This window comes from Mycolicibacterium sp. CBM1, assembly GCF_054073305.1.
Map to the genome: position 1 here is coordinate 71,554 of NZ_JBSXPP010000002.1, position 19,805 is coordinate 91,358.

Annotated in this window: 18 protein-coding genes; 10 read left to right on the top strand and 8 right to left on the bottom strand. The window is 67.4% G+C overall.

Going from position 1 to position 19,805, the window contains the following annotated elements:
* Positions 1-35 precede the first annotated feature (35 nt).
* From ACXDF8_RS03095 to ACXDF8_RS03110, 4 genes are all read right to left on the bottom strand, one after another.
* Complete coding sequence (locus tag ACXDF8_RS03095) at positions 36-1,295, bottom strand: acyl-CoA dehydrogenase family protein (protein ID WP_457221781.1); 1,260 nt, start codon at positions 1,293-1,295, stop codon at positions 36-38.
* Positions 1,292-2,431: an acyl-CoA dehydrogenase family protein gene (locus ACXDF8_RS03100; RefSeq protein ID WP_457221782.1), complete on the bottom strand. Its 1,140-nt coding sequence runs from the start codon at positions 2,429-2,431 to the stop codon at positions 1,292-1,294. The genes ACXDF8_RS03095 and ACXDF8_RS03100 overlap by 4 nt, the downstream gene beginning before the upstream one ends.
* A gap of 81 nt (positions 2,432-2,512) precedes the next feature.
* Entirely contained in the window at positions 2,513-3,742 is a 1,230-nt protein-coding gene (locus tag ACXDF8_RS03105; protein WP_457221783.1) for an amidohydrolase family protein, read from the bottom strand.
* A gap of 132 nt (positions 3,743-3,874) precedes the next feature.
* The gene (locus ACXDF8_RS03110) at positions 3,875-4,507 is read right to left on the bottom strand and encodes a TetR/AcrR family transcriptional regulator (RefSeq protein ID WP_457221784.1); all 633 of its coding nucleotides are present in this window, start codon (positions 4,505-4,507) and stop codon (positions 3,875-3,877) included.
* 83 nt (positions 4,508-4,590) lie between these two features.
* Here ACXDF8_RS03110 and ACXDF8_RS03115 point away from each other — a divergent pair, with 83 nt between their 5' ends.
* Together ACXDF8_RS03115 and ACXDF8_RS03120 are read left to right on the top strand one after the other, a co-directional pair.
* Positions 4,591-5,472: an acyl-CoA thioesterase gene (locus ACXDF8_RS03115; RefSeq protein WP_457221785.1), complete on the top strand. Its 882-nt coding sequence runs from the start codon at positions 4,591-4,593 to the stop codon at positions 5,470-5,472.
* Between the two features lies 1 nt (position 5,473).
* On the top strand, positions 5,474-6,148 hold the full coding sequence (locus ACXDF8_RS03120) for a DUF427 domain-containing protein (RefSeq protein ID WP_457221786.1): 675 nt from the start codon (positions 5,474-5,476) through the stop codon (positions 6,146-6,148).
* Here ACXDF8_RS03120 and ypfJ read toward each other — a convergent pair.
* The gene (gene ypfJ / locus ACXDF8_RS03125) at positions 6,145-7,029 is read right to left on the bottom strand and encodes a KPN_02809 family neutral zinc metallopeptidase (protein WP_457221787.1); all 885 of its coding nucleotides are present in this window, start codon (positions 7,027-7,029) and stop codon (positions 6,145-6,147) included. The genes ACXDF8_RS03120 and ypfJ overlap by 4 nt on opposite strands.
* A gap of 71 nt (positions 7,030-7,100) precedes the next feature.
* Between ypfJ and ACXDF8_RS03130 the strand changes: the two genes are divergently transcribed.
* Positions 7,101-8,585: a carboxylesterase/lipase family protein gene (locus ACXDF8_RS03130; RefSeq protein WP_457221788.1), complete on the top strand. Its 1,485-nt coding sequence runs from the start codon at positions 7,101-7,103 to the stop codon at positions 8,583-8,585.
* Between the two features lie 7 nt (positions 8,586-8,592).
* On the opposite strand, the gene ACXDF8_RS03135 is transcribed toward ACXDF8_RS03130, so the two are convergent.
* On the bottom strand, positions 8,593-9,084 hold the full coding sequence (locus ACXDF8_RS03135) for an SRPBCC family protein (protein ID WP_457222048.1): 492 nt from the start codon (positions 9,082-9,084) through the stop codon (positions 8,593-8,595).
* Positions 9,085-9,200: 116 nt separating this feature from the next.
* On the opposite strand from ACXDF8_RS03135, the gene aspS reads away from it, so the two are divergent.
* The gene (gene aspS, locus ACXDF8_RS03140; RefSeq protein ID WP_457221789.1) at positions 9,201-11,003 is read left to right on the top strand and encodes an aspartate--tRNA ligase; all 1,803 of its coding nucleotides are present in this window, start codon (positions 9,201-9,203) and stop codon (positions 11,001-11,003) included.
* A gap of 131 nt (positions 11,004-11,134) precedes the next feature.
* Here the strand turns inward: aspS and ACXDF8_RS03145 are convergent, their stop codons facing one another.
* Positions 11,135-12,319 carry a thiolase family protein gene (locus ACXDF8_RS03145; RefSeq protein WP_457221790.1) on the bottom strand — a complete coding sequence of 395 codons (1,185 nt, stop codon included), beginning with the start codon at positions 12,317-12,319 and terminating at the stop codon, positions 11,135-11,137.
* Between the two features lie 90 nt (positions 12,320-12,409).
* Here ACXDF8_RS03145 and ACXDF8_RS03150 point away from each other — a divergent pair, with 90 nt between their 5' ends.
* From ACXDF8_RS03150 to ACXDF8_RS03165, 4 genes are all read left to right on the top strand, one after another.
* A complete protein-coding gene (locus ACXDF8_RS03150) occupies positions 12,410-12,904 on the top strand; it encodes a winged helix-turn-helix transcriptional regulator (protein ID WP_457222049.1) in 495 nt (164 codons plus the stop codon).
* Positions 12,905-12,929: 25 nt separating this feature from the next.
* Positions 12,930-14,261 (top strand): condensation domain-containing protein, encoded by a 1,332-nt coding sequence (locus ACXDF8_RS03155; RefSeq protein ID WP_457221791.1) that lies wholly within the window; start codon positions 12,930-12,932, stop codon positions 14,259-14,261.
* Positions 14,262-14,570: 309 nt separating this feature from the next.
* Positions 14,571-14,990, top strand: a complete 420-nt coding sequence (locus tag ACXDF8_RS03160; protein WP_457222050.1) for an MmpS family transport accessory protein — start codon at positions 14,571-14,573, stop codon at positions 14,988-14,990.
* Entirely contained in the window at positions 14,987-17,884 is a 2,898-nt protein-coding gene (locus ACXDF8_RS03165; RefSeq protein WP_457221792.1) for an MMPL/RND family transporter, read from the top strand. The genes ACXDF8_RS03160 and ACXDF8_RS03165 overlap by 4 nt, the downstream gene beginning before the upstream one ends.
* 22 nt (positions 17,885-17,906) lie before the next feature.
* On the opposite strand, the gene ACXDF8_RS03170 is transcribed toward ACXDF8_RS03165, so the two are convergent.
* Positions 17,907-18,209: a hypothetical protein gene (locus ACXDF8_RS03170; protein ID WP_457221793.1), complete on the bottom strand. Its 303-nt coding sequence runs from the start codon at positions 18,207-18,209 to the stop codon at positions 17,907-17,909.
* 51 nt (positions 18,210-18,260) lie between these two features.
* On the opposite strand from ACXDF8_RS03170, the gene ACXDF8_RS03175 reads away from it, so the two are divergent.
* Positions 18,261-19,187 carry a DUF389 domain-containing protein gene (locus tag ACXDF8_RS03175; RefSeq protein WP_457221794.1) on the top strand — a complete coding sequence of 309 codons (927 nt, stop codon included), beginning with the start codon at positions 18,261-18,263 and terminating at the stop codon, positions 19,185-19,187.
* 72 nt (positions 19,188-19,259) lie between these two features.
* Complete coding sequence (locus ACXDF8_RS03180) at positions 19,260-19,712, top strand: hypothetical protein (protein ID WP_457221795.1); 453 nt, start codon at positions 19,260-19,262, stop codon at positions 19,710-19,712.
* The last annotated feature ends 93 nt before the right edge of the window (positions 19,713-19,805 follow it).

The following is a 19,805-nucleotide window of genomic DNA, read 5'->3' on the forward strand; positions in this document are numbered from 1 at the left end:
TGCCGTGCATGACGCCCACACTCGGCGTCGGGAACCTAGGTGCGGCCGCGCTTGACCTCGTTGAACGGCACGCCCTTGTCGGCGGCGAACTCGCGTGGGAAGCCGAGAATGCGTTCACTGATCACATTGCGGGCCATCTCGCTGCTGCCTCCGCCCAGCGAACCGGTCTGCCGCGACAGATACCGCACCCCGATGTCGGCGAGGTCGGACAGCTTGCCGCCCTCGTCGATCACCCCGGCAGTACCGGCGAGCGCCAGCGCGGTGTCGACCTCGAGCTCGGTGGTCTCGGCGTGGAACAGCCGGATCAACGTCCCGGAGTTGGGTGGCAGGGTGCCGTTGCCGATGCTGTGTCCGACATGATCGATTAGCTGGTCTTTGACGATCCGGCGGGTTAGCGCGCGACCGGCGAGCTCCTGCGCGACCGGGTTGTCGGCCTGGCCGGTGAGCTCGATCAGCCCGACGTGATCTGGTGGCATTTCGGTGGCGTTTTCCGCGCCGACTCCGCTGGCGAATTCCGATCCGCCGCCCACCGCGCGGCGTTCGTGGAACAGCTGGCGCGAGGCTACTTCCCAGCCCTTGTTGACCTCGCCGACCACGGCGTCGTCGCCGAGTTCGAGGCCGTCGAAGAATTCTTCGCAGAACTCTTCGTTGCCGTTGACCTCTTTGATCCGGCGCATCGTGATGCCGGGCGCGTTGAGCGGCACCAGGAACATGGTGAGGCCCTCGTGTTTGGGCACGGTCCAGTCGGTGCGGGCCAACAGCAGGCCGTAATCGGCGGCGAACGCGCTGGTGCTCCAGGTCTTGGCGCCGTTGATCACCCAGGTGTCGCCGCGTCGGTCGGCGCGGGTAATCACGCCGGCGAGGTCGGAGCCGCCACTGGGTTCGCTGAGGAGCTGGCACAGGATCTCGTCACCGCGGATGACGGCCGAAATCCGGTCCTTCTTCTGGGCTTCGGTGCCCATGTCCAAAATGGTGGCCGCACAGATCGTGAAGGTCGGCACATTGAGGATCAGCGGCATCTCGTAGCGGCGGCATTCGGCGTCGAACGCCTTCTGGTAGGCCGGTCCCAGGCCCAGCCCGCCGTATTCGCGTGGGAAGCAGATTCCGGCGAAACCGCCGGAGTACAACCGCTTTTGGAGCTCTTTGGCGTGATCCCAGGACGATTGTTCGGCGCGCACCGAGAACGGCGGGTGGTCGGGGTCGATGGCCGGCATGTTCTCGGCGAGCCAGGCGCGCGCCCTGGCGGCGAAGTCGGCGACCGATTCGGTGGCCGTCGGGATGGTGGTCTCGGTCATGCGGAGGCCTCCTGTCGTGCGGTCTTGGCGCTCAACTCGTAGACCGTGCGGTGGTGCTCCTCGGGGGAACCGTAGAGCGCGCGGTACAACGCGGTACGGCGCAGGAACAAGTGCAGATCGTGCTCCCAGGTGACGCCGATGCCGCCGTGCAGCTGCACACAGTCCTGCAGCATCGCCGGGGCTCGGTCGGCCACATAGGCTTTGGCGACGCTGACCAAGAGGGCGGCCTCATCCGAGCGCTGCGAGACCGCGGCAACCGCGGCTCCCGTCGTCGCCCGGCATGCCTCGAACCACATCTTCATGTCGGCCATCCGGTGCTTGAGCGCCTGGTAGGACGCCAGCGGTCGGCCGAAGCTGTGGCGGTCGAACATCCACTGCGACGTCATCGCCAGCACGGTGTCGAGAATGCCCACGATCTCGGCGCACTGCAGCACGACCGCCACCTGTCGCTGCCGGTCGATGATCGCCGGTGTCTGCGTGGCATCGCCGACTGCGGCCGACTCGTCGACGACGACGCCGTCGAATTCGACTCTGGCGTAGCGCTTCACCATGTCGACGCAGCGTTGCTCGGTGACGCGCACGCGATCGGCTGGGACGAGGAACTGGCGAGGGCTGCCCTCGACATCGGCGACGACGAGGAAGGCACCCGCTTCGGTGCCCGCCTCGACGCGGTCCTTCACCCCGTCGATGCGATACCCGGATTCGGTGCGGGTCGCGGTCACGCCGGGCTGCAACGGCGCCAACGGCCGGCGCGGTTCGTAGACCGCCCAAGACGCCACCAATTCGCCGGACACCAGCGCGTCGATGGTGTCCTGGTGGCTCTCCGGTGCCTCGACCAGGCCGGCCAGCACGATGCTGACCGGGTGCAGCGGACCAGGTGCCACGCTGTGTCCGATCAGTTCGGCCACCAGCGCCAGATCGGCCAGCCCGTCACCCGAGACACTGCCACCGCCAAGGTTTTCGGGCACCAGCAGGCTCGCCCAGCCAAGCTCAGCCGCACGCTGCCACCACTGGGCGTCGAAGGAGACGTCCGCGGCCTGCAGCTCGCGCACCCGGCTCAGCGAGGCCTCCTTGTCCAGAAAGGCCTGCGTCGTCGACACGAACAACATCTGTTCGGGATTGGCGACATCTGTCATGTGCCGTCCTCGCTTTCCTTAATACAGCGGACGTGCGCGCCGGCGTCCCGGCGCGCACGTCCATCATGACGATCGGATCGGTCAAGCGATGACGAGAGCCGGCACGTCGGGCTTGTGAACCGACTCGTTGGCGACCTTGAACAGCTCGACCAGATTGCCGCCCATCACCTTTCGCTGCTCGTCCTCGTTGAGGCCCTGGGCGACAAGCTCGTCGACCAGGTTGATCGGATCGGCCAGGCCCTCGGGATGCGGCCAGTCCGAACCGAAGATGATGCGGTCGATGCCACACAGGTCGGCCATCTTCTTGAAGTCGTCCTCCCAGAACGGAGCCAGGTAGACGCAGCGCTTGAATGCGGCGATCGGATCCTCCGGGAACTCCTGCGGCATCTTGGAGTACACGTCTTTGAACTGGTAGAAGAGGTAGGGCACCCAGGAGGCGCCGTTTTCGATGGACAGCACCCGCAGATCCGGATTGCGGGTCAGCGCACCGTGGCACACCAGCGCGGCCATGGTGTCCTCGATGGGCCGCTTGCCCATCGCCACCATGCGGAACGACGTCGGTTTGAACGGCAGGAATTCCTCGGCCGGCTCCCAGTCGTTGAGGTACTGGGCGTAGCCGCTGTCGGAGGCGTGCATGCACACCGGGATGCCGGCCTTGACGCACGCGTCCCAGAACGGATCGAACTCGGGCAGGCCCAGCGACCGGCTGCCGCGGAAGCCCGGAACCGGTGCGGGACGGACCAGCACCGTCTTGGCGCCGCGCTCCAGGCACCATTCGAGTTCTTCCAGGGCGCGGTCGACGATGCCGAGGTTGATCACCGGGGTGGAGAAGATCCGGCCCTCGTAGTTGAACTGCCAGGTCTCGTACATCCACTGGTTGAGGGCGTGGATGATGTCCAGGATCAGTTCCGGATCGTCCTTCAACCGCTCCTCGACCAGGCTGGCCAGGGTGGGGAACATGATCGTGTAGTCCAGGCCCAGACCGTCGAGCACCTCGAGGCGGGCTTCGGGATTGCGGAAGGCGGGGATGGCTTTCATCGGCTTGCCCATCACCTCGCGGTAGCTCTTGCCGCCGCTGCCGTGCTTGAAGTACTCCTCCTGGGCGCCGGGACGCGCCACCACCTCGAAGGTCGGGTTGGGGATGTAGTCGCTGATGTGGTTGCGCACCACGATCTTCGTGCGGCCGTGGACATCGATGTAGTCGATGACGCCCTTGCGGCTGTCCGGCAGGAACTGGGTCAGCGCTTCCTTGGGCTCGTAGAAGTGGTTGTCGGCGTCGAACACCGGGTAGGGAAGCTCGCGTGAAGCCATCTCGCCTCCTAGGAGAGTCTGATTTGTCGGTAGCGGTAATGACGTTACCACGCGGTCGGCCGGGCTCGACAGGGCGCTTCCGGCGCGGTCGGTGCGAGTGCTTAGTGACGGATGGGTGCCCTGCTGGGCGGGTTACTTCGGGGGGCTGGGCAGCAGGCCGCGGACGCAGAACTCGTAGATGTCCTCGCCGTCGATCGGCACCCCGTTGAGCTCGGCGCCCAGGCTGCGCAGCCGCATGGCGCCCAGCACGGCCTGCATGATCAGTGCCGCGGCGGTGTCCGCTTCGAGGTCGGTACGGAACACCGACTCGTCGATGCCGCGCTCGAGGATGTCGACGATCAGCTGGTGCAGCGGGGAGAGCACCCGGGAGTACTCCTTGGGCAACGTCTCGGCCAGGTGGTCGTTGTAGTACGTCAGGCCGCGATTGATGCTGTCCTGCTTGGTGTTTTCAGCGGGTGTGCAGATCCTGTCGATCAGCACGCGCATGGCTTCGGCGGCCGGCAGATCCTCGGTCTGTGCGCGCCATTGCTTGGTGGACTCGGCCATGATCGTGTCGATCAGCGCCAGCAGGAGTTCGTCCTTGGTGGTGAAGTGTTGATAGAACGACCGCAGCGATGTCTTCGAGCGTTCGACGACTTCCAGCACGGTGAAGTCGGTACGCCCGGTCTCGGCCAGGATCGACAGCGCCGATCGCATGAAGCGATTGACTCGGGACTCTGGATCGGCGCGCACCGCCTCCGGCGAACGTTCACCTGCCTTGGCCATGTGTCCAGCTTATCGGTCGGGTTACAGTGACGAGAATGACGTTACCGTCTTTTGAGAACTTGCACGGGGAAGTGAGGAGAGACATGACCGCGGAATCCGACGAGGCGCAGTGGACTGTGGGCCGACTGCTCGACCTGTTCGAGGTCGACGGCGACGGAACCGATCGCTTCGTCGCCCAGACCGGCCTGGCCGGTGCCGACGAGCGCCAGGTCGTCGAGGGGACCCAGGTGCTGGCCCAGGTGATCGTCGCGGCGGCGAAACGCTTCGAGGGCAAGTCGATCCGTTCGGTGCATTCGGTGTTCGCGCGCGCGGTTCTGGTCGGACCGCCGGTCGTCCTCGACTTCGACGTGGTGTCCGAGGGGCGCTCGACTGCCACCGCGGTCGTCATCGCCTCGCAGAACGGCAAGCGCTGCATGACCTTCACCGTTCTCGTCGACGTGCCCACCCCCGATGTGATCCGCCACCAGCTGCCCAGGCCGCAGGTCGCCGGGCCGCAGGAGGCCAACGTCTGCGAAATGCCCATGGCGGGAAGGCAAGTCAAGCTCGTCGACATCGTCGACATCAACAGCCCCGACGAAGTGGGGCCGCCGGAGGTCCACGCCTGGCTGCACTATGACCCGATCCCGGACCGGGACGACCTAGCCAAGGCCCTGATCGCCTACTTCACCGGGCACCTGGGCATCTCGACCACCATGCGCGCCCACGCCGGGATCGGCACCGCCCAGTCGCACCTCACGGTGTCCACCGCGCCGATGACCGTCACGGTGAGTTTCCATGAGCCGGTGTCGTGGACCGGCTGGTTGCTCTACAGCCACGAGAGCACTCAGGTCGGTGCCGGGATGTCCTACATCCGCGGTACGGTCCACACCGAAGAGGGTGAACTGATCGCGTCGTTCAGCCAGGACGCGCTGATCCGGCCGCTTCGGGCCACCGACAACGCGATCGCTGCCGAAGCCAGGATCTAGGTTGAGCCTGGTCGCCGGCCGCGGCCCGCTCGGCCCGGACCGGGCGGGCTGGTTCTCCGCTCCGGTAGCCGAGCCGATTGTCTACGTCGAGCCCCACCCGCGGCGGGTCCAGGCTTTACGGGACGGCGATCCGGTGATCGACACCGAGAACGCGTTGCTGGTCCATCGGTCCGGTCACCCGCTGAGCTATGCCTTCCCCCTCGGTGAAACAGCCGATCTGCCAACCGAGCCCGTGCCCGAGGCGCCCGGCTACGTGCGGGTTCCCTGGGACGCGGTCGACACCTGGCTTGAGGAGGGGCGCATGCTGGTGCACTATCCGCCCAACCCCTACCACCGGGTGGACTGCCGGCCCACCCGCCGGCGGCTGCGGGTGGCGGTCGCCGGTGAGGTGTTGGTGGACACCGACGACACCGTGATCGTATTCGAAACCGCGCTGGCCGCAAGGCTTTACGTCGCACCAGAGCATGTGCGCACCGACCTGCTGCGACGAACCGCCAGCTCGAGCTACTGCAATTACAAGGGCTACGCGACTTACTGGGCCGCGGTGATCGGTGACACCGCCGTCGACGACATCGCCTGGACCTACGACGATCCGCTCCCGGAAACCCGGCGGATTGCGGGTTATTTCAGCTTCGACGCCCAGCGGGCCGAAGTGACGGCCGCGCTGCCCGGCTAACCCAGGTCGCGGGCGGAGAAGGTGTCACACTGCTTGGGGTCACCGGTTTGATAGCCGACGGTGAACCACTTCTGTCGCTCGGCCGACGAGCCGTGGGTCCACTGCTCGGGATTGACCCGGCCAGTGGCCTGCTTCTGGATGCGATCGTCCCCGACCGAGGCTGCTGCTGACAACGCGTCGGCAATGTCCTTGTCGCTCAACGGTTCCAGGTAAGTCACATCGGTACCGGGCTGCTTGGTGATCGCGGCGTAGTGCGCCCACACGCCGGCATAGCAGTCGGCCTGCAATTCGGTGCGCACGCCGTTGCCGGTCGCGCCCTGGGCGCCCTGCTGGGCGCGTCCGAGGACGCCGAGCAGATTCTGCACGTGATGGCCGTATTCGTGGGCGACGACGTACTCCTGAGCCAACGGCCCACCGCTGGAACCGAATTGGGTCTTGAGCACCTGGAAGAAGTCGGTGTCGAAGTAGGCGGTGCGGTCGACGGGGCAATAGAACGGGCCGACATCGCTGGTGGCCGGGCCGCAACCGGTTTGCACCGAACCCTTGAACAGCGTCATCTTAGGGCGGCTGTAACCACGCAGCAGCTGCTCCCACACGCCGTCGACGGAGTTGCCGGTCGCCACGACGCGGCACTCGACGTACTTGTTGGCATCAGCGCCCGTCTTGCACTTGGTCAGGTCGTAGGCCGACGACTGATTGGCGCCGGGGGGCGACGCCTGCCGCTGGTCGACCACCTGGCCGGGGTCGACCCCGAGAAACAGTGCCAGAAGCACGATCACCAGCCCCCCGATGCCGCCGCCGATCGCGATGCCTCCACCGCCACCGCCACCGCCGGTCGAGGTGGTGCTCGTGTCGATCTGCATACCCTCGTTGAAGGTCATCGTCGCTCCTTGAGACTGGCCCCTCCGGGGACCATCCGGCCGCGTTCAGCTTGCCACACTACGATTGCGCCGTGGCCGTCGTCGCCGATCCGTCGACCCTGGTAGACACGTCCCTGGGCGCCCTGCGGGGCACCTTCGAAGACGGCGTCCGAGTGTGGCGCGGCATCCCGTACGCCGAACAGCCCGTCGGAGAGCGCCGGTTTCGCGCACCGGAACCCCTGGCGCCCTGGTCCGGGATTCGCGACTCCGTCGAGCACGGTCCCGTACCTCCGCAGGGCCGCTCCTTCGTCGGAGGTGGTCACGACGATCCCAAGATCCGCGACGAAGCGTGCCTGACGGTCACCGTGTGGTCACCGCGGCGTGACCCCGGAACTCTGCTGCCGGTCATGGTGTGGATTCCCGGCGGCGCGTTCGTCTACGGCGCCGGACAGTTGCAGCTCTACAACGGCTCCCGGTTGGCCGCCAACGGCAACGTCGTCGTGGTCAACGTGACCTATCGCCTCGGTGTGTTCGGCGGATTCGAACTCGGCGACCTCGGCCCCGGCTTCGCCGACAACCTGTGCCTGCGCGACCAGATCGCCGCACTGCGCTGGGTGGCCGACAACATCGCCGCGTTCGGCGGAGATCCACAGCGCGTCACCATCTTCGGGGAATCCGCGGGAGCGACATCGGTGCTCGCGCTGCTGGCAAGCCCGGCCGGGGCTGGATTGTTCGCCCGCGCGATCGCCCAGAGCCCGGCACTGCCGTTGATCGCCGATCGCGACACCCGGGCCCGGCGAGCCCACGAATTCGTCGACCTGGTCGGCGCCGACCCCGCCACCTTCGCGGTACTGCCGCAACGGGTTCTGCGCCGGGCGGCCGGCGAACTGCAACGCCGCAGCGCCGAGACGACGCCGACGCTGGCCTACGGGCTGACCCACGGCGTGGACCTGCTGCCCCGCCATCCGATCGACGCGGCCCGCGTCGGCGCGGTCAACCCGGTCCCGCTGATCATCGGCACCAACAGCCACGAGGCATCCATGTTCGCCTGGTCCAAGCCGCCGATGCTGCCGACCACAGCCGCCGGGATCGACGACTTCTTCGCCCGCACCGCCCCCGGCGCGCGGGACAGCGTGCTGGCCGGCTATCCGGACTACCCGCGCCGGCGGGCCCGGATCGCGGTTGGTTCCGACGTCATGTTCGGCGCACCCACGTGGGCATTCGCCGATGCTTACAGTGCCAGCGCGCTCACCCACGTCTACCGGTTCGACCACACCACCTGGACGTTGCGCCTGCTGGGGCTCGGGGCCACGCACGGCAGCGAGATCGTGCACATCCAGCACAGCTACGGGTCTTATCTGGGCCGCAAGCTGCATCCGCTGGGCAGGCGGGTGCAGCCCTCGGTCGGTAGGCGGATGCAGCGCACCTGGCTGGACTTCGCCACCGGGGCGGAGATGGCGGACTGGCCGCGCTATGACACCGTCACCCGGCGCACTCGCGTCATCCGGTCGACCCGTGACGTCTCGGTCGACGATCCCGACGCGGCCCGCCGGCAGGCGTGGGCGGGGTTGTACTGACTTCTTGCTACTTGCCGTAGCGCTTGTCGGTGTAGCGCCGCAGGCTAGCCAGGAACCACTTGAACGTCAGGTTCATCACCGGTCCGCCGAGTTGCAGCCCCAGCCGGGCCGGCCCGTTCGCCTTCTGCGCGACGGTCCAGGTGAGTCGGCAACCACCGGGCGTCTCGACCACCCGGTATTCCTCGGCGAACGCCGCCACCGTCTTGTTCGAGCAGGTGTTGAAGCGGAACGCCAGGTAGGTGTGCGGCTCCCAGGCGAGGAACTCCTCGTCGCCGACCAGCCCACCGCGCATGTCGACGGTGCGGGTGGTGCCCACGCCGTAGGGCTTCGGGCTGGTCCAGGTGACGCGGGTGATCGCCTTGGCCCACTGCGGCCAGGATTCGGCGTCGGCGAGTACCTCGAAGAGCTGTTCGGGGGTGATCGCGAGGTCCACGCTGTTCGCGAACCGGTACTTCGCGGTCTTGATGAAGTCGGTGTCGACGCGTTCGCAGGGATACATCGTGGTCATCGGGCTACCTCCGCGGGGGACCATACACCGAGGCGTGGATTGTCCCGTCCAGTTCACCTCATAGACTGAGCAGTCGTTTCCTCACCTTCCGATCCCCAGGAGTTTCAGTGCTGCGCAGTCATGCCGCCGGTTCGTTGCGGGCCACCGACGCCGGGGCGCGGGTCACCCTGGCCGGCTGGGTAGCTCGCCGCCGTGACCATGGCGGGGTCATTTTCATCGACCTGCGCGACGGGGCTGGTGGTGGGCAAGGAAATGGGCAGAGTGTGTCGCAGGTGGTCTTCCGTGACGCGGACGTCCTGGCTCAGGCCCACCGGCTGCGCGCCGAGTTCTGCATCGCCGTCGACGGCGTGGTGGAGATCCGCCCGGAGGGCAATGCCAACGCCGAGATCGCGACCGGCGATATCGAGGTCAACGCCACGTCGCTGACGGTGCTGGGGGAGAGCGCCCCGCTGCCGTTCCAGCTCGACGAGCAGGCCGGTGAGGAAGCCCGGCTGAAGTACCGCTACCTGGACATGCGCCGCGAGGGCGGCCCGGGTGACGCGATCCGGTTGCGTTCGAAGGCCAACGCCGCCGCACGCTCGGTGCTGGCTGCCCACGACTTCGTCGAGATCGAGACCCCCACCCTGACCCGCTCGACCCCCGAGGGGGCGCGTGACTTCCTGGTGCCGGCCCGCCTGCAGCCTGGCTCGTTCTACGCGCTGCCGCAGAGCCCGCAGTTGTTCAAGCAGCTGCTGATGGTGGCGGGCATGGAGCGCTACTACCAGATCGCGCGCTGCTACCGCGATGAGGACTTCCGCGCCGACCGCCAGCCGGAGTTCACCCAGCTCGACATGGAGATGAGTTTCGTCGACTCCGACGACGTCATCGCCGTCGCCGAGGAGATCCTGTCCGCGCTGTGGGCGCTGATCGGTTACGACGTTCCCCGTCCCATCCCGCGGATGACCTACGCCGACGCCATGCGGCTCTACGGTTCGGACAAGCCCGATCTGCGGTTCGGTCTGGAGCTCGTGGAGTGCACCGACTACTTCGCGGCTACCCCGTTCCGGGTCTTCCAGGCGCCTTACGTCGGCGCGGTCGTCATGCCCGGCGGAGCCTCGCAGCCGCGCCGCACCCTGGACGGCTGGCAGGAGTGGGCCAAGCAGCGCGGCGCCAAGGGCCTGGCCTACGTGCTGGTCGGGGAAGACGGCGAGCTGTCCGGGCCCGTCGCCAAGAATCTCTCCGACGACGAGCGCGCCGGCCTGGCCGCCCACGTCGGCGCCAACCCCGGTGATTGTGTGTTCTTCGCGGCCGGTCCAGTCAAGACCTCACGCGCGCTGCTGGGCGCCGCGCGCGGCGAGATCGCCCGCCGCCTGGACATGATCGACCCCGCCGCCTGGGCGTTCACCTGGATCGTCGACCCGCCGCTGTTCGAACCCGCCGGCGACGCCACCGCAGCCGGCGACGTCGCCGTCGGGTCGGGGGCGTGGACGGCGGTGCACCACGCGTTCACCGCGCCGAAGCCCGAGTACCAGACCTCGATCGTCGACGACCCCGGTGCGGTGCTCGCCGACGCCTACGACATCGTCTGCAACGGCCACGAGATCGGCGGCGGGTCGATCCGTATCCATCGCCGCGACGTGCAGGAGCAGGTGTTCGCCATCATGGGCATCGATCAGGCCGAGGCGAACGAGAAATTCGGATTCCTGTTGGACGCCTTCACTTTTGGGGCGCCTCCGCACGGTGGCATCGCATTCGGCTGGGATCGGATCACCGCGCTGCTGTTCGGTGCCGATTCGATCCGCGAGGTGATCGCCTTCCCGAAGTCCGGCGGCGGCGTCGACCCGCTCACCGATGCGCCGGCGCCCATCACCGCCCAGCAGCGCAAGGAATCCGGAATAGATGCCAAGCCCGAAAAGCAAGACAAGGCTTGACCTTTCGCTGACACGTCCACGCCGGACGGCTTCGGGCTGACCCGGGGCCTAGGTGTCGTTAATCGGCCCCGTCACCTTCCTGAACAGTGTGCACCCGCACCCCGTCGAAACGGGTCTCGGTGGGCATAGGTCTACAGCCGCTCGATGATGGTGGCGTTGGCCATGCCGCCGCCCTCGCACATCGTCTGCAGGCCGTAGCGCCCGCCGCGCTGTGCCAGCGCGCTGACCAACGTGGTCATGATGCGTGCCCCGCTGGCGCCCAGTGGGTGTCCGATCGCGATCGCGCCACCGTTGACGTTGGTCTTGCTCAGGTCGGCACCGGTGTCGCTGGCCCAGGCGAGCACCACCGGCGCGAAGGCCTCATTGACCTCGAACAGGTCGATGTCCGCCAGGCTCAGGCCCGCGCGGGCCAGCACCTTCTCGGTCGCCGGGATCACTCCGGTCAGCATGTAGAGCGGGTCGGACCCCACCACGGTGGTGGTGTGGATCCGGGCCAGCGGCCGCCAACCATGCGTTCGGGCCACCTCCGAGGTCGTGATCAGCACCGCGGCGCTGCCGTCGGACAGGGGAGACGAGTTGCCGGGCGTGATCGCCCAGTTGATCTGCGGGAAGCGGGCCGCGACGGCCTCGTCGTAGAACGCCGGCCGGAGTTCGGCCAGCGTCTCCACCGTGGTCCCGGGGCGGACGATCTCGTCGTGCTGCAATCCCGCAATGGGGGCCAGTTCGGCGTCGAACAGCCCGTCCTTGCTGGCCTGGGCCGCCTTCTCGTGACTGCCCGCGGAGAACTCGTCGAGCTCGGCGCGCGACAGGCCCCACCTGGCGGCGATCAACTCCGCGCTGATGCCCTGGGGGACCAGGCCCTCGGCGTACCGTTCGGCGAACCGCTGGCCGAACGGATTGCTGCCGGGCAGCACCGAGGATCCCATCGGAACGCGACTCATCGACTCCACACCACCGGCGATGACGATGTCATAGGCGCCGGCCAGCACACCCTGCGCGGCGAACGAGATCGCCTGCTGGCTGCTGCCGCACTGGCGGTCGACGGTGGTGCCCGGCACCGACTCGGGGAAGCCCGCACCCAGCAGGGCGTTGCGGGCGATATTGATCGACTGGTCGCCGACCTGGGTCACTGCGCCAGCGATCACGTCGTCGACGTCGACGGGGTCGACACCGGTGCGGGCCACCAGCTCGGCGAGGCTGTGCGCCAGCAGATCGGCCGGCAGCACCCCGTGGAGCGCCCCGCCGGGCTTGCCCTTGCCGATCGGGGTGCGCACCGCACCCACGATGACCGCGTCGCGTCCTGAATATCCGACCATGACGTCCTCCTCGTCGCTGAGTAAAGCGTTCTATACCCAGCTATAACACCTGGGTATATTGAAAGCAACTCAGTAGGAGAAGTGATGTCGGTGACAGTTCTGCAGGGCCCACTCGTCGACCGGGATGCCTGGTCGGCGGTTGGCAAGTGCCCCATCGAGAAGACCATGGCGGTGATCGGCACCAAATCGGCGATGCTGATCCTGCGCGAGGCCTACTACGGCACCACCCGGTTCGACGACTTCGCCCGCCGTGTCGGTATCACCAAGGCGGCCACCTCGGCGCGGCTGAGCGAACTCGTCGAGGCCGGGCTGCTGACCCGCCGGCCCTACCGGGAGCCGGGGCAACGGGTGCGCGAGGAGTACGTGCTCACCGACGCGGGCACCGACCTGATGCCGGTGGTGTGGTCGATGTTCGAATGGGGCCGGCGCCACCTGATGGACGACTCGCGGCTGCGGCTTACCCATCTCGGTTGCGGCGCCGAAGCTACTGTCGAAATCCGTTGCGCCGAAGGTCATTTGGTTGTACCAGACGAGCTGGGGGTGGAGGTCAAGCGGCGCGGAGAGCCCGCGACGCCGCCGCAGTAGCGCCGGGGCGGCCTAACATACGCGTGTGGACTCCACGTTGGCCTACATCGACCAGGGCTCGTTCCTCGGCTTGCGGGCGCTGGGGCGCGGACCGCTCGCCCAGTACAACTGGATCTACGAGCATCCCGTCGACCTCGAAGCCCTGCGCCGATTCCACCGTAACCTCGGCCGCGGCCTGCTGGGGCGGCGGATCGAGCGCTCGCCGCTGCCGTTCGGTCGCGACCACTGGGTGGCCTGGGCCGGACCGGCGGACATCGAGCTCGCTTCGGATGCCCGCCCGCGCAGCGCGGCGATGGCCTGGTTCGACGAGCAGTTACGCATCCCGGTGGACCCCGAGGCCGGGCCGTCGTGGCGGCTGGCGGTGCAACCCCTCACCGAAGGCGGCGCGGCGGTGACCCTCGTGGCGTCCCATAGCGTGTGCGACGGGCTGGCGTTGACCCAGTCGGTCGCTCGGGCCGCGCGCGGCGAGACGTGGGACCTGGGCTATCCGAAGCCGCACGCCCGCACCCGCGGCGAGGCGTTGCGCCAGGACGCCGCCGAGGTGCTGCGTGCCGTACCCGACTTCGCCAAGGCGGTCGTCGCGGCGGTCCGGCTCGCCCGCAGCAGCGGCGGCGACCTGGCGTCCTCGGCGGGCCGCTCGGCCCCGCGGCCGGCGAAGCTCGACGGCGCCGAACTCGTCACCGTCCCCTCGGTAGGGGTCTATATCGACGCCGCGCACTGGCGTGAACGCTGCGAAACCCTTGGCGGAACCAGTAATTCGCTCTTCGCCGGGCTAGCGGCCCGCGTCGGGCAGATCATCGGCCGGGTCGACGAGCACGGTCGGGCGGAGCTGTCGTTCCCGGTCAGCGAGCGAACCGAAGACGACACCAGGGCCAACGCCCTGACCGGTATGACGCTGACGATCGACCCCAGCATCGTCACGACGAGCCTGCGCGAGGTGCGTGCGGAACTGAAGCGGAAACTGGCCGGGCTCGCCGACGCTCGTTTCGAGCTGCTGGGGCCGGTGGCCCTCGCTCCGCTGATCCCGACCGGGCTGGCCCGTCGGCTGGAAGCCATGGCGCTGGGTGTGGGCGCGGTGATCGGCTGCTCCAACCTGGGCAAGCTGGATGCCGACGTGAACCGCCCGGACGGCACCGACGCCGAGCGGCTGTTCCTTCGGCAGATCGAATCGCGGACCACCGCCGAGATCCTCGAGCGGCTGGGTGGCATGCTGTTCCTGGCATCGGGCGAGGTCAACGACACCCTGAGTATCTCGGTGTCGGCCTGGCGGGTCGAAGGTCCGAACACCAGGGATGACCTGGTGGCGGTGGTCGCCCGCGCGTTGGATGACTTCGGGCTGGTCGGCACCATCGAATAAGTCCACCCGGATAGGGCTGCTGTTATGACCGCGCTGCGGGAACTTCCCGGGTGATGACGCTCATCACACCGGTTAGGATGACCAAGTCCGTTAGTTCTACTATGTAGCGGTGCTAAATGCGGCCGCGGTCGACCGGCAGGCGCAACTGCAGGGCGAGGAGGGGACCGGGTCATGACACTCGACAGCCAGACCTACACCCCGTCGGGCCCCGCGGAGCCGGACACCGCCGCCGAGCAGCCGGCACCCGCCCGGCGCGGCAAACGCGCCAAGGGCGACACGGCCAATCGCCGCCGCGGTCCGCTCGGGTTACTGCGGCGGGCGTGGTTACCGCTGGTGATCCTCGTCGTCGTCGCCATCGCGGCTTTCGGCGTCTATCGCCTGCACGGTGTCTTCGGCAAAACCGAGTTGACCCGCGCGGGCAGCGGGCTGGCCAACGACACCAAGCCGTTCAGCCCCAAGACCGTGGTCTACGAGATCTACGGTCCGCCGGGCACCGTCGCGACCATCAACTACCTGGATCTCGATGCCACCCCGCAGATCGCCCGGGATGTCACCCTGCCGTGGTCGCTGACCCTGACCACTACCGCGCCGGCGGCATCGGCCAACATCGTCGCCCAGGGCGACAGCGACACCATCGGCTGCCGCATCACCGTCAACGGTGAACTCAAGGATGAAAAGACCAACACCGGAGTGAACGCCCAGACCTTCTGCCTGGTCAAATCGGCATGATCGTGCTGAACAAGGGCGATAAGCCTACTGTCGACGAGCACGGCAACCGCCCCCACCTGGCGCACTGGATTCGCTGGCTTTCGGTGCCGATCATCCTCGGTTGGCTCGCCCTCACCGTCGTCACCAACATTGTGGTCCCGCAGATCGAGGTGGTCGGCCAGCAGCAGTCGGTGCCGATGTCGGCCGCCGATGCTCCGTCGACCATCGCGATGAACACCATCGGCGAGAAGTTCCAGGAGTTCGACTCCAACACCTCGGTGATGATCGTGCTGGAGGGCGACCAGCCCCTCGGCGACTCTGCCCACCAGTACTACAACGAGATCATCAAGAAGCTCGAGGCCGACAAGAAGCACGTCGAGCACATCCAGGACTTCTGGAGTGACCCGCTGACCGCCGCCGGCTCGCAGAGCGCCGACGGCAAGTCCGCCTACGTGCAGGCCTACCTCGCCGGCAATATGGGTGAGGGCCTGGCCAACGAGTCGGTCGAGGCCGTCAAGAAGATCGTCGAGGATGTACCCCCGCCCGCGGGGATCAAGGCGTACGTGACCGGCAACTCGGCGCTGATCAACGACACTCATATCGCCGGCGACCGAAGCCTGAAGATGATCACCGGCCTGACCTTCGGCGTCATCTTCGTGATGTTGCTGTTCGTCTACCGCTCGATCGTCACCGTGTTGCTGGCGCTGTTCATGGTGTTCCTGGAACTGGCGGCGGCCCGCGGCGTGGTGGCCTTCCTCGGCTATCACCATCTGATCGGACTGTCGACGTTCGCGGTCAACCTGCTGGTCATGGTGGCCATCGCGGCGGGCACCGATTACGTGATCTTCCTGTTCGGGCGCTACCAGGAGGCCCGAAGCAAGGGGGCCAGCAAAGAGGCCGCCTACTACGACATGTATCACGGCACCGGCCACGTGATCCTCGGGTCGGGACTGACCATCGCCGGTGCGCTGTTCTGCCTGCACTTCACCCGCAGCCCGATGTTCAACTCGATGGGCGTCCCGCTCTTCGTCGGCATGCTGGTGATGGTGGCGGCCGCGCTGACGCTGGGACCGGCCGTCGTCACCGCCGCCAGTCACTTCAACCTGCTCGAGCCCAAACGTGCGTCCCGCGAGCAGTTCTGGCGGCGCATCGGCACCGCCGTCGTGCGCTGGCCCGGGCCGATCCTGGTCGCGACGACGTTCGTCTGCCTGATCGGATTGCTGGCGCTGCCCGGCTACCGCACCGACTACAACGACCGGCACTACCTGCCGCCGGACATCCCGGCCAGCGAGGGATTCGCCGCCGCCGAGCGTCACTTCCCGGAGTCGCGGCTGAGTCCCGAGCTGCTGATGCTCGAGAGCGACCACGACCTGCGGAACTCAGCGGACTTCCTGGTCATCGACCGCGTCGCCAAGGCCATATTCCACACGCCGGGCATCGGACGGGTACAAACCATCACCCGACCGCTGGGCACCCCGATCGAGCACAGCTCGATCCCGTTCCTGCTCGGCATGCAGGGCACCACGCAGACGCTCAACCAGTCCTACATGCAGGACCGCATGAAGGACATGCTGAAAATGGGCGCGGATATGCAGGTGTCCATCAACACCATGACCCAGATGTACGACCTGATGGGTGACATGAGCGCCGTCACCCACAGCATGGTCGGCAAGATGGACCTGACGCTGGCCGATGTCCAGACGCTGCGCAACCACATCGCCGACTTCGACGACTTCCTGCGCCCGGTCCGCAACTATCTGTACTGGGAACCGCACTGCTTCGACATTCCGATGTGCTGGTCGATCCGCTCGGTGTTCGACACCCTCGACGGCATCGACACGATGACCGACGACATCCAGCAACTGGTGCCCGAGCTGCACAAGCTCGATGCGCTGCTACCGACGTTGCGCGCGCTGATGCCGCCGATGATCGCCACGATGAAGTCGATGCAGACCATGCAGCTCACCATGGAGAGCACCCAGGCCGGCCAGCAGGACCAGATCGCGGCCATGCAGGAGAACCAGAGCGCGATGGGCAAGGCCTTCGACGAGGCCAAAAATGACGACTCGTTCTACCTGCCCCCGGAGGCGTTCGACAATCCCGACTTCAAGCGCGGTATGAAGATGTTCCTGTCGCCGGACGGTAAAGCGGTGCGGTTCATCATCTCTCACGAGGGTGATCCGATGTCTCCGGAAGGCCTCAGCCACGTCGACCCGATCAAGAACGCGGCATTCGAAGCGATCAAGGGCACCCCGCTCGAAGGCTCCAAGATCTACCTGGCGGGCACCGCGGCCAGCTACAAGGACATGCAGGACAGCGCCAACTACGACCTGCTGATCGCCGGTATCGCCGCGCTGTGCCTGATCTTCATCATCATGTTGCTCATCACCCGGGCGGTGGTCGCGGCCGCGGTCATCGTCGGGACCGTCCTGCTGTCGCTGGGCACGTCGTTCGGCCTGTCGGTGCTGATCTGGCAGGACCTGATCGGCCGTCCACTGCACTGGATGGTCCTGGTGATGTCGGTGATCATCCTGCTGGCGGTCGGTTCGGACTACAACCTGCTGCTGGTCGCCCGGCTCAAGGAAGAGGTGGGTGCCGGCATCAGCACCGGCATCATCCGCGCCATGGGCGGCAGCGGGTCGGTGGTCACCTCGGCCGGTCTGGTCTTCGCCGTCACCATGGCCGCGATGGCGTTCAGTGAGCTGACGATCCTGGCCCAGGTGGGCACGACGATCGGCATGGGTCTACTGGTCGACACACTGGTGATCCGTTCGTTCATGACACCGTCGATCGCCGCGCTGCTTGGCCGCTGGTTCTGGTGGCCGCAGCGGGTGCGCAAACGTCCGGCACCCAGCCCGTGGCCGTCGCCCCGGTCGGAGAACACCCAGTCGATCGCTGCTGAATCCCCGTCATAGCCAACCGATTTCGGCCGGCGGACTAGCGCATCGCGTTGTGGGCGCCGTCGATGCAGCCGCGTTCGTAGCTCCCCGGGTGCTGCGCCCCCTTGCCGTGGCAGTAGGCGGCGATGGACTCCTCGTGCGCCTGGTATCCGCCGGCATCGATCCAGTGCTGACCGTCGGTGTAACCGGCCCAGTACGAGGCGTCCTTGCGATCGGACACCAGCATGAAGACCACACCGAGGATTGCGAAGACGGCGATCACGAGCACCGTCTTGACCCACCGCCTGGCCAGCAGCGGGCGCAACGAGTGCGGTACCCAGCGCGGCGTCGGCCGATCCACACCGCAGATTGTCGCACCCGCAAGCCGGAATCTCGCCAGTAGTCTCGCGGTGTGCTGCATCTGCGGGTGATCGCTCCGGCCGAGCTTCGGGATCAGGTCGTCGGGGTGCTGGGCCGGCACGCCGGGGTGACACACCTGGTGGTGCATCGCGACGCCGCCCTGGAACCGCGCGGCGACGAGATCACGGCCGACATCGCCCGGGAGAGCGCAAACGACGTCATCGACGACCTCAAGGCACTCGACCTGCGCCGGCGCGGGGCCATCACCCTCGACGTCGTCGACACGGTGGTGTCGAATGCCGCCTACCGTGCCGAGAAGCTCGCCGAGGGAGACCCCGGCGACGCCATCGTGTGGGAGGAGCTGTCCGCCCGCACCCGCGAAGAATCGACGCTCAACGTCACCTTCCTGATGTTCCTGTGCCTGGCCTGCATGATCGCCGCGGTCGGGGTGGTGACCAACTCGCCCGTGACCGTCGTCGGCGCGATGGTGGTCGGTCCCGAATTCGGCCCGCTGGCAGCGCTGGCGGTGGCCCTGGTGCGCCGACGCATGGATCTGGCCCGCCGCGCCTCGATCGCCCTGCTGGTCGGTTTCCCGGTCGCGATGGCGGCCACGGCGGCGTTCGTCCTCGGTGGTGAGGCCCTCGGCTGGATCCAGCTGGGCAGCACCCGCCAGCTCACCGAGGTGGACTTCATCTTCCAGGTGGGCCCGCTGTCGTTCGTCGTGGCGTTACTCGCCGGGGCCGCCGGAATGCTCTCTCTGGTGTCGGCGAAATCGGCCGCTCTGGTCGGGGTGTTCATCTCGGTGACCACGGTTCCGGCGGCCGGCTTCGCCGTCGTCGCGGCGTCGGTGGGGGAATGGGACGTCGCCGTGGAATCCGCCGCGCAACTGGGTCTCAACCTGATCGGCATCACCGTGGCCGGAGTGGTGGTGCTGTCGGTGCGGCGGCGTCACGAGACTCGCCATCATGAGTTGGGCTAAGGTCTGACCTCTGTGGGGTGGATGACGGACATCGCGAGAATCAAAGAACACGTTTCGCCTCGCGGCGTCGTGATGACGATCCTGACGGTTGTGGTCGCCGGTCTGGCGATCGCGACCCTGCAATACCAGCCCACCCCGCCCGAGGACCGGTCGATCTACCCCGAGTCCACCTCTACCCCCGCCCCCGTTCCGGCGAACGGGGGCTGGCTCCAGCCGGGCGAGGCGCCGCTCGCCCCGGCTCCGGCACCGCTCGCCCCGGCTCCCGCACCGCTCGCCCCGGCTCCCGCGCCGCCACCGCCACCGCCGGTGGCGCCGACTACCCCCGCCGCGCCGCCAGTGGCCACCCAGACCTACGTTCCGGCTCAGACTTACGTGCCGACCCAAACCTACGTCCCCACGCCGTCGAGCACGACACCCACATCCAGCGCGCCACCCACCTCCTCCTCGCCGCCGACATACCGGATGCGGGTCAACCCCACTGAGCTTCCCAACGGTGGACGGCGGTTCGGAACGGTCCAGCAGTAGGGGATCGCTGGCAGCGGGCGGCACGAAAATCCGGGCCCGTTCGCGACCCGCCGTGGCCGTGCGGTCTGCACGTCCCATTGCCATGTGGTGGGA

Bases quoted from the DNA above. Each gene is read 5' to 3' on its own strand.
- ACXDF8_RS03095 (WP_457221781.1), bottom strand. From the start codon at position 1,295: ATGACCGAGACCACCATCCCGACGGCCACCGAATCGGTCGCCGACTTC.
- ACXDF8_RS03100 (WP_457221782.1), bottom strand. From the start codon at position 2,431: ATGACAGATGTCGCCAATCCCGAACAGATGTTGTTCGTGTCGACGACG.
- ACXDF8_RS03105 (WP_457221783.1), bottom strand. From the start codon at position 3,742: ATGGCTTCACGCGAGCTTCCCTACCCGGTGTTCGACGCCGACAACCAC.
- ACXDF8_RS03110 (WP_457221784.1), bottom strand. From the start codon at position 4,507: ATGGCCAAGGCAGGTGAACGTTCGCCGGAGGCGGTGCGCGCCGATCCA.
- ACXDF8_RS03115 (WP_457221785.1), top strand. From the start codon at position 4,591: ATGACCGCGGAATCCGACGAGGCGCAGTGGACTGTGGGCCGACTGCTC.
- ypfJ (WP_457221787.1), bottom strand. From the start codon at position 7,029: ATGACCTTCAACGAGGGTATGCAGATCGACACGAGCACCACCTCGACC.
- ACXDF8_RS03135 (WP_457222048.1), bottom strand. From the start codon at position 9,084: ATGTATCCCTGCGAACGCGTCGACACCGACTTCATCAAGACCGCGAAG.
- ACXDF8_RS03145 (WP_457221790.1), bottom strand. From the start codon at position 12,319: ATGGTCGGATATTCAGGACGCGACGCGGTCATCGTGGGTGCGGTGCGC.
- ACXDF8_RS03165 (WP_457221792.1), top strand. From the start codon at position 14,987: ATGATCGTGCTGAACAAGGGCGATAAGCCTACTGTCGACGAGCACGGC.
- ACXDF8_RS03180 (WP_457221795.1), top strand. From the start codon at position 19,260: ATGACGATCCTGACGGTTGTGGTCGCCGGTCTGGCGATCGCGACCCTG.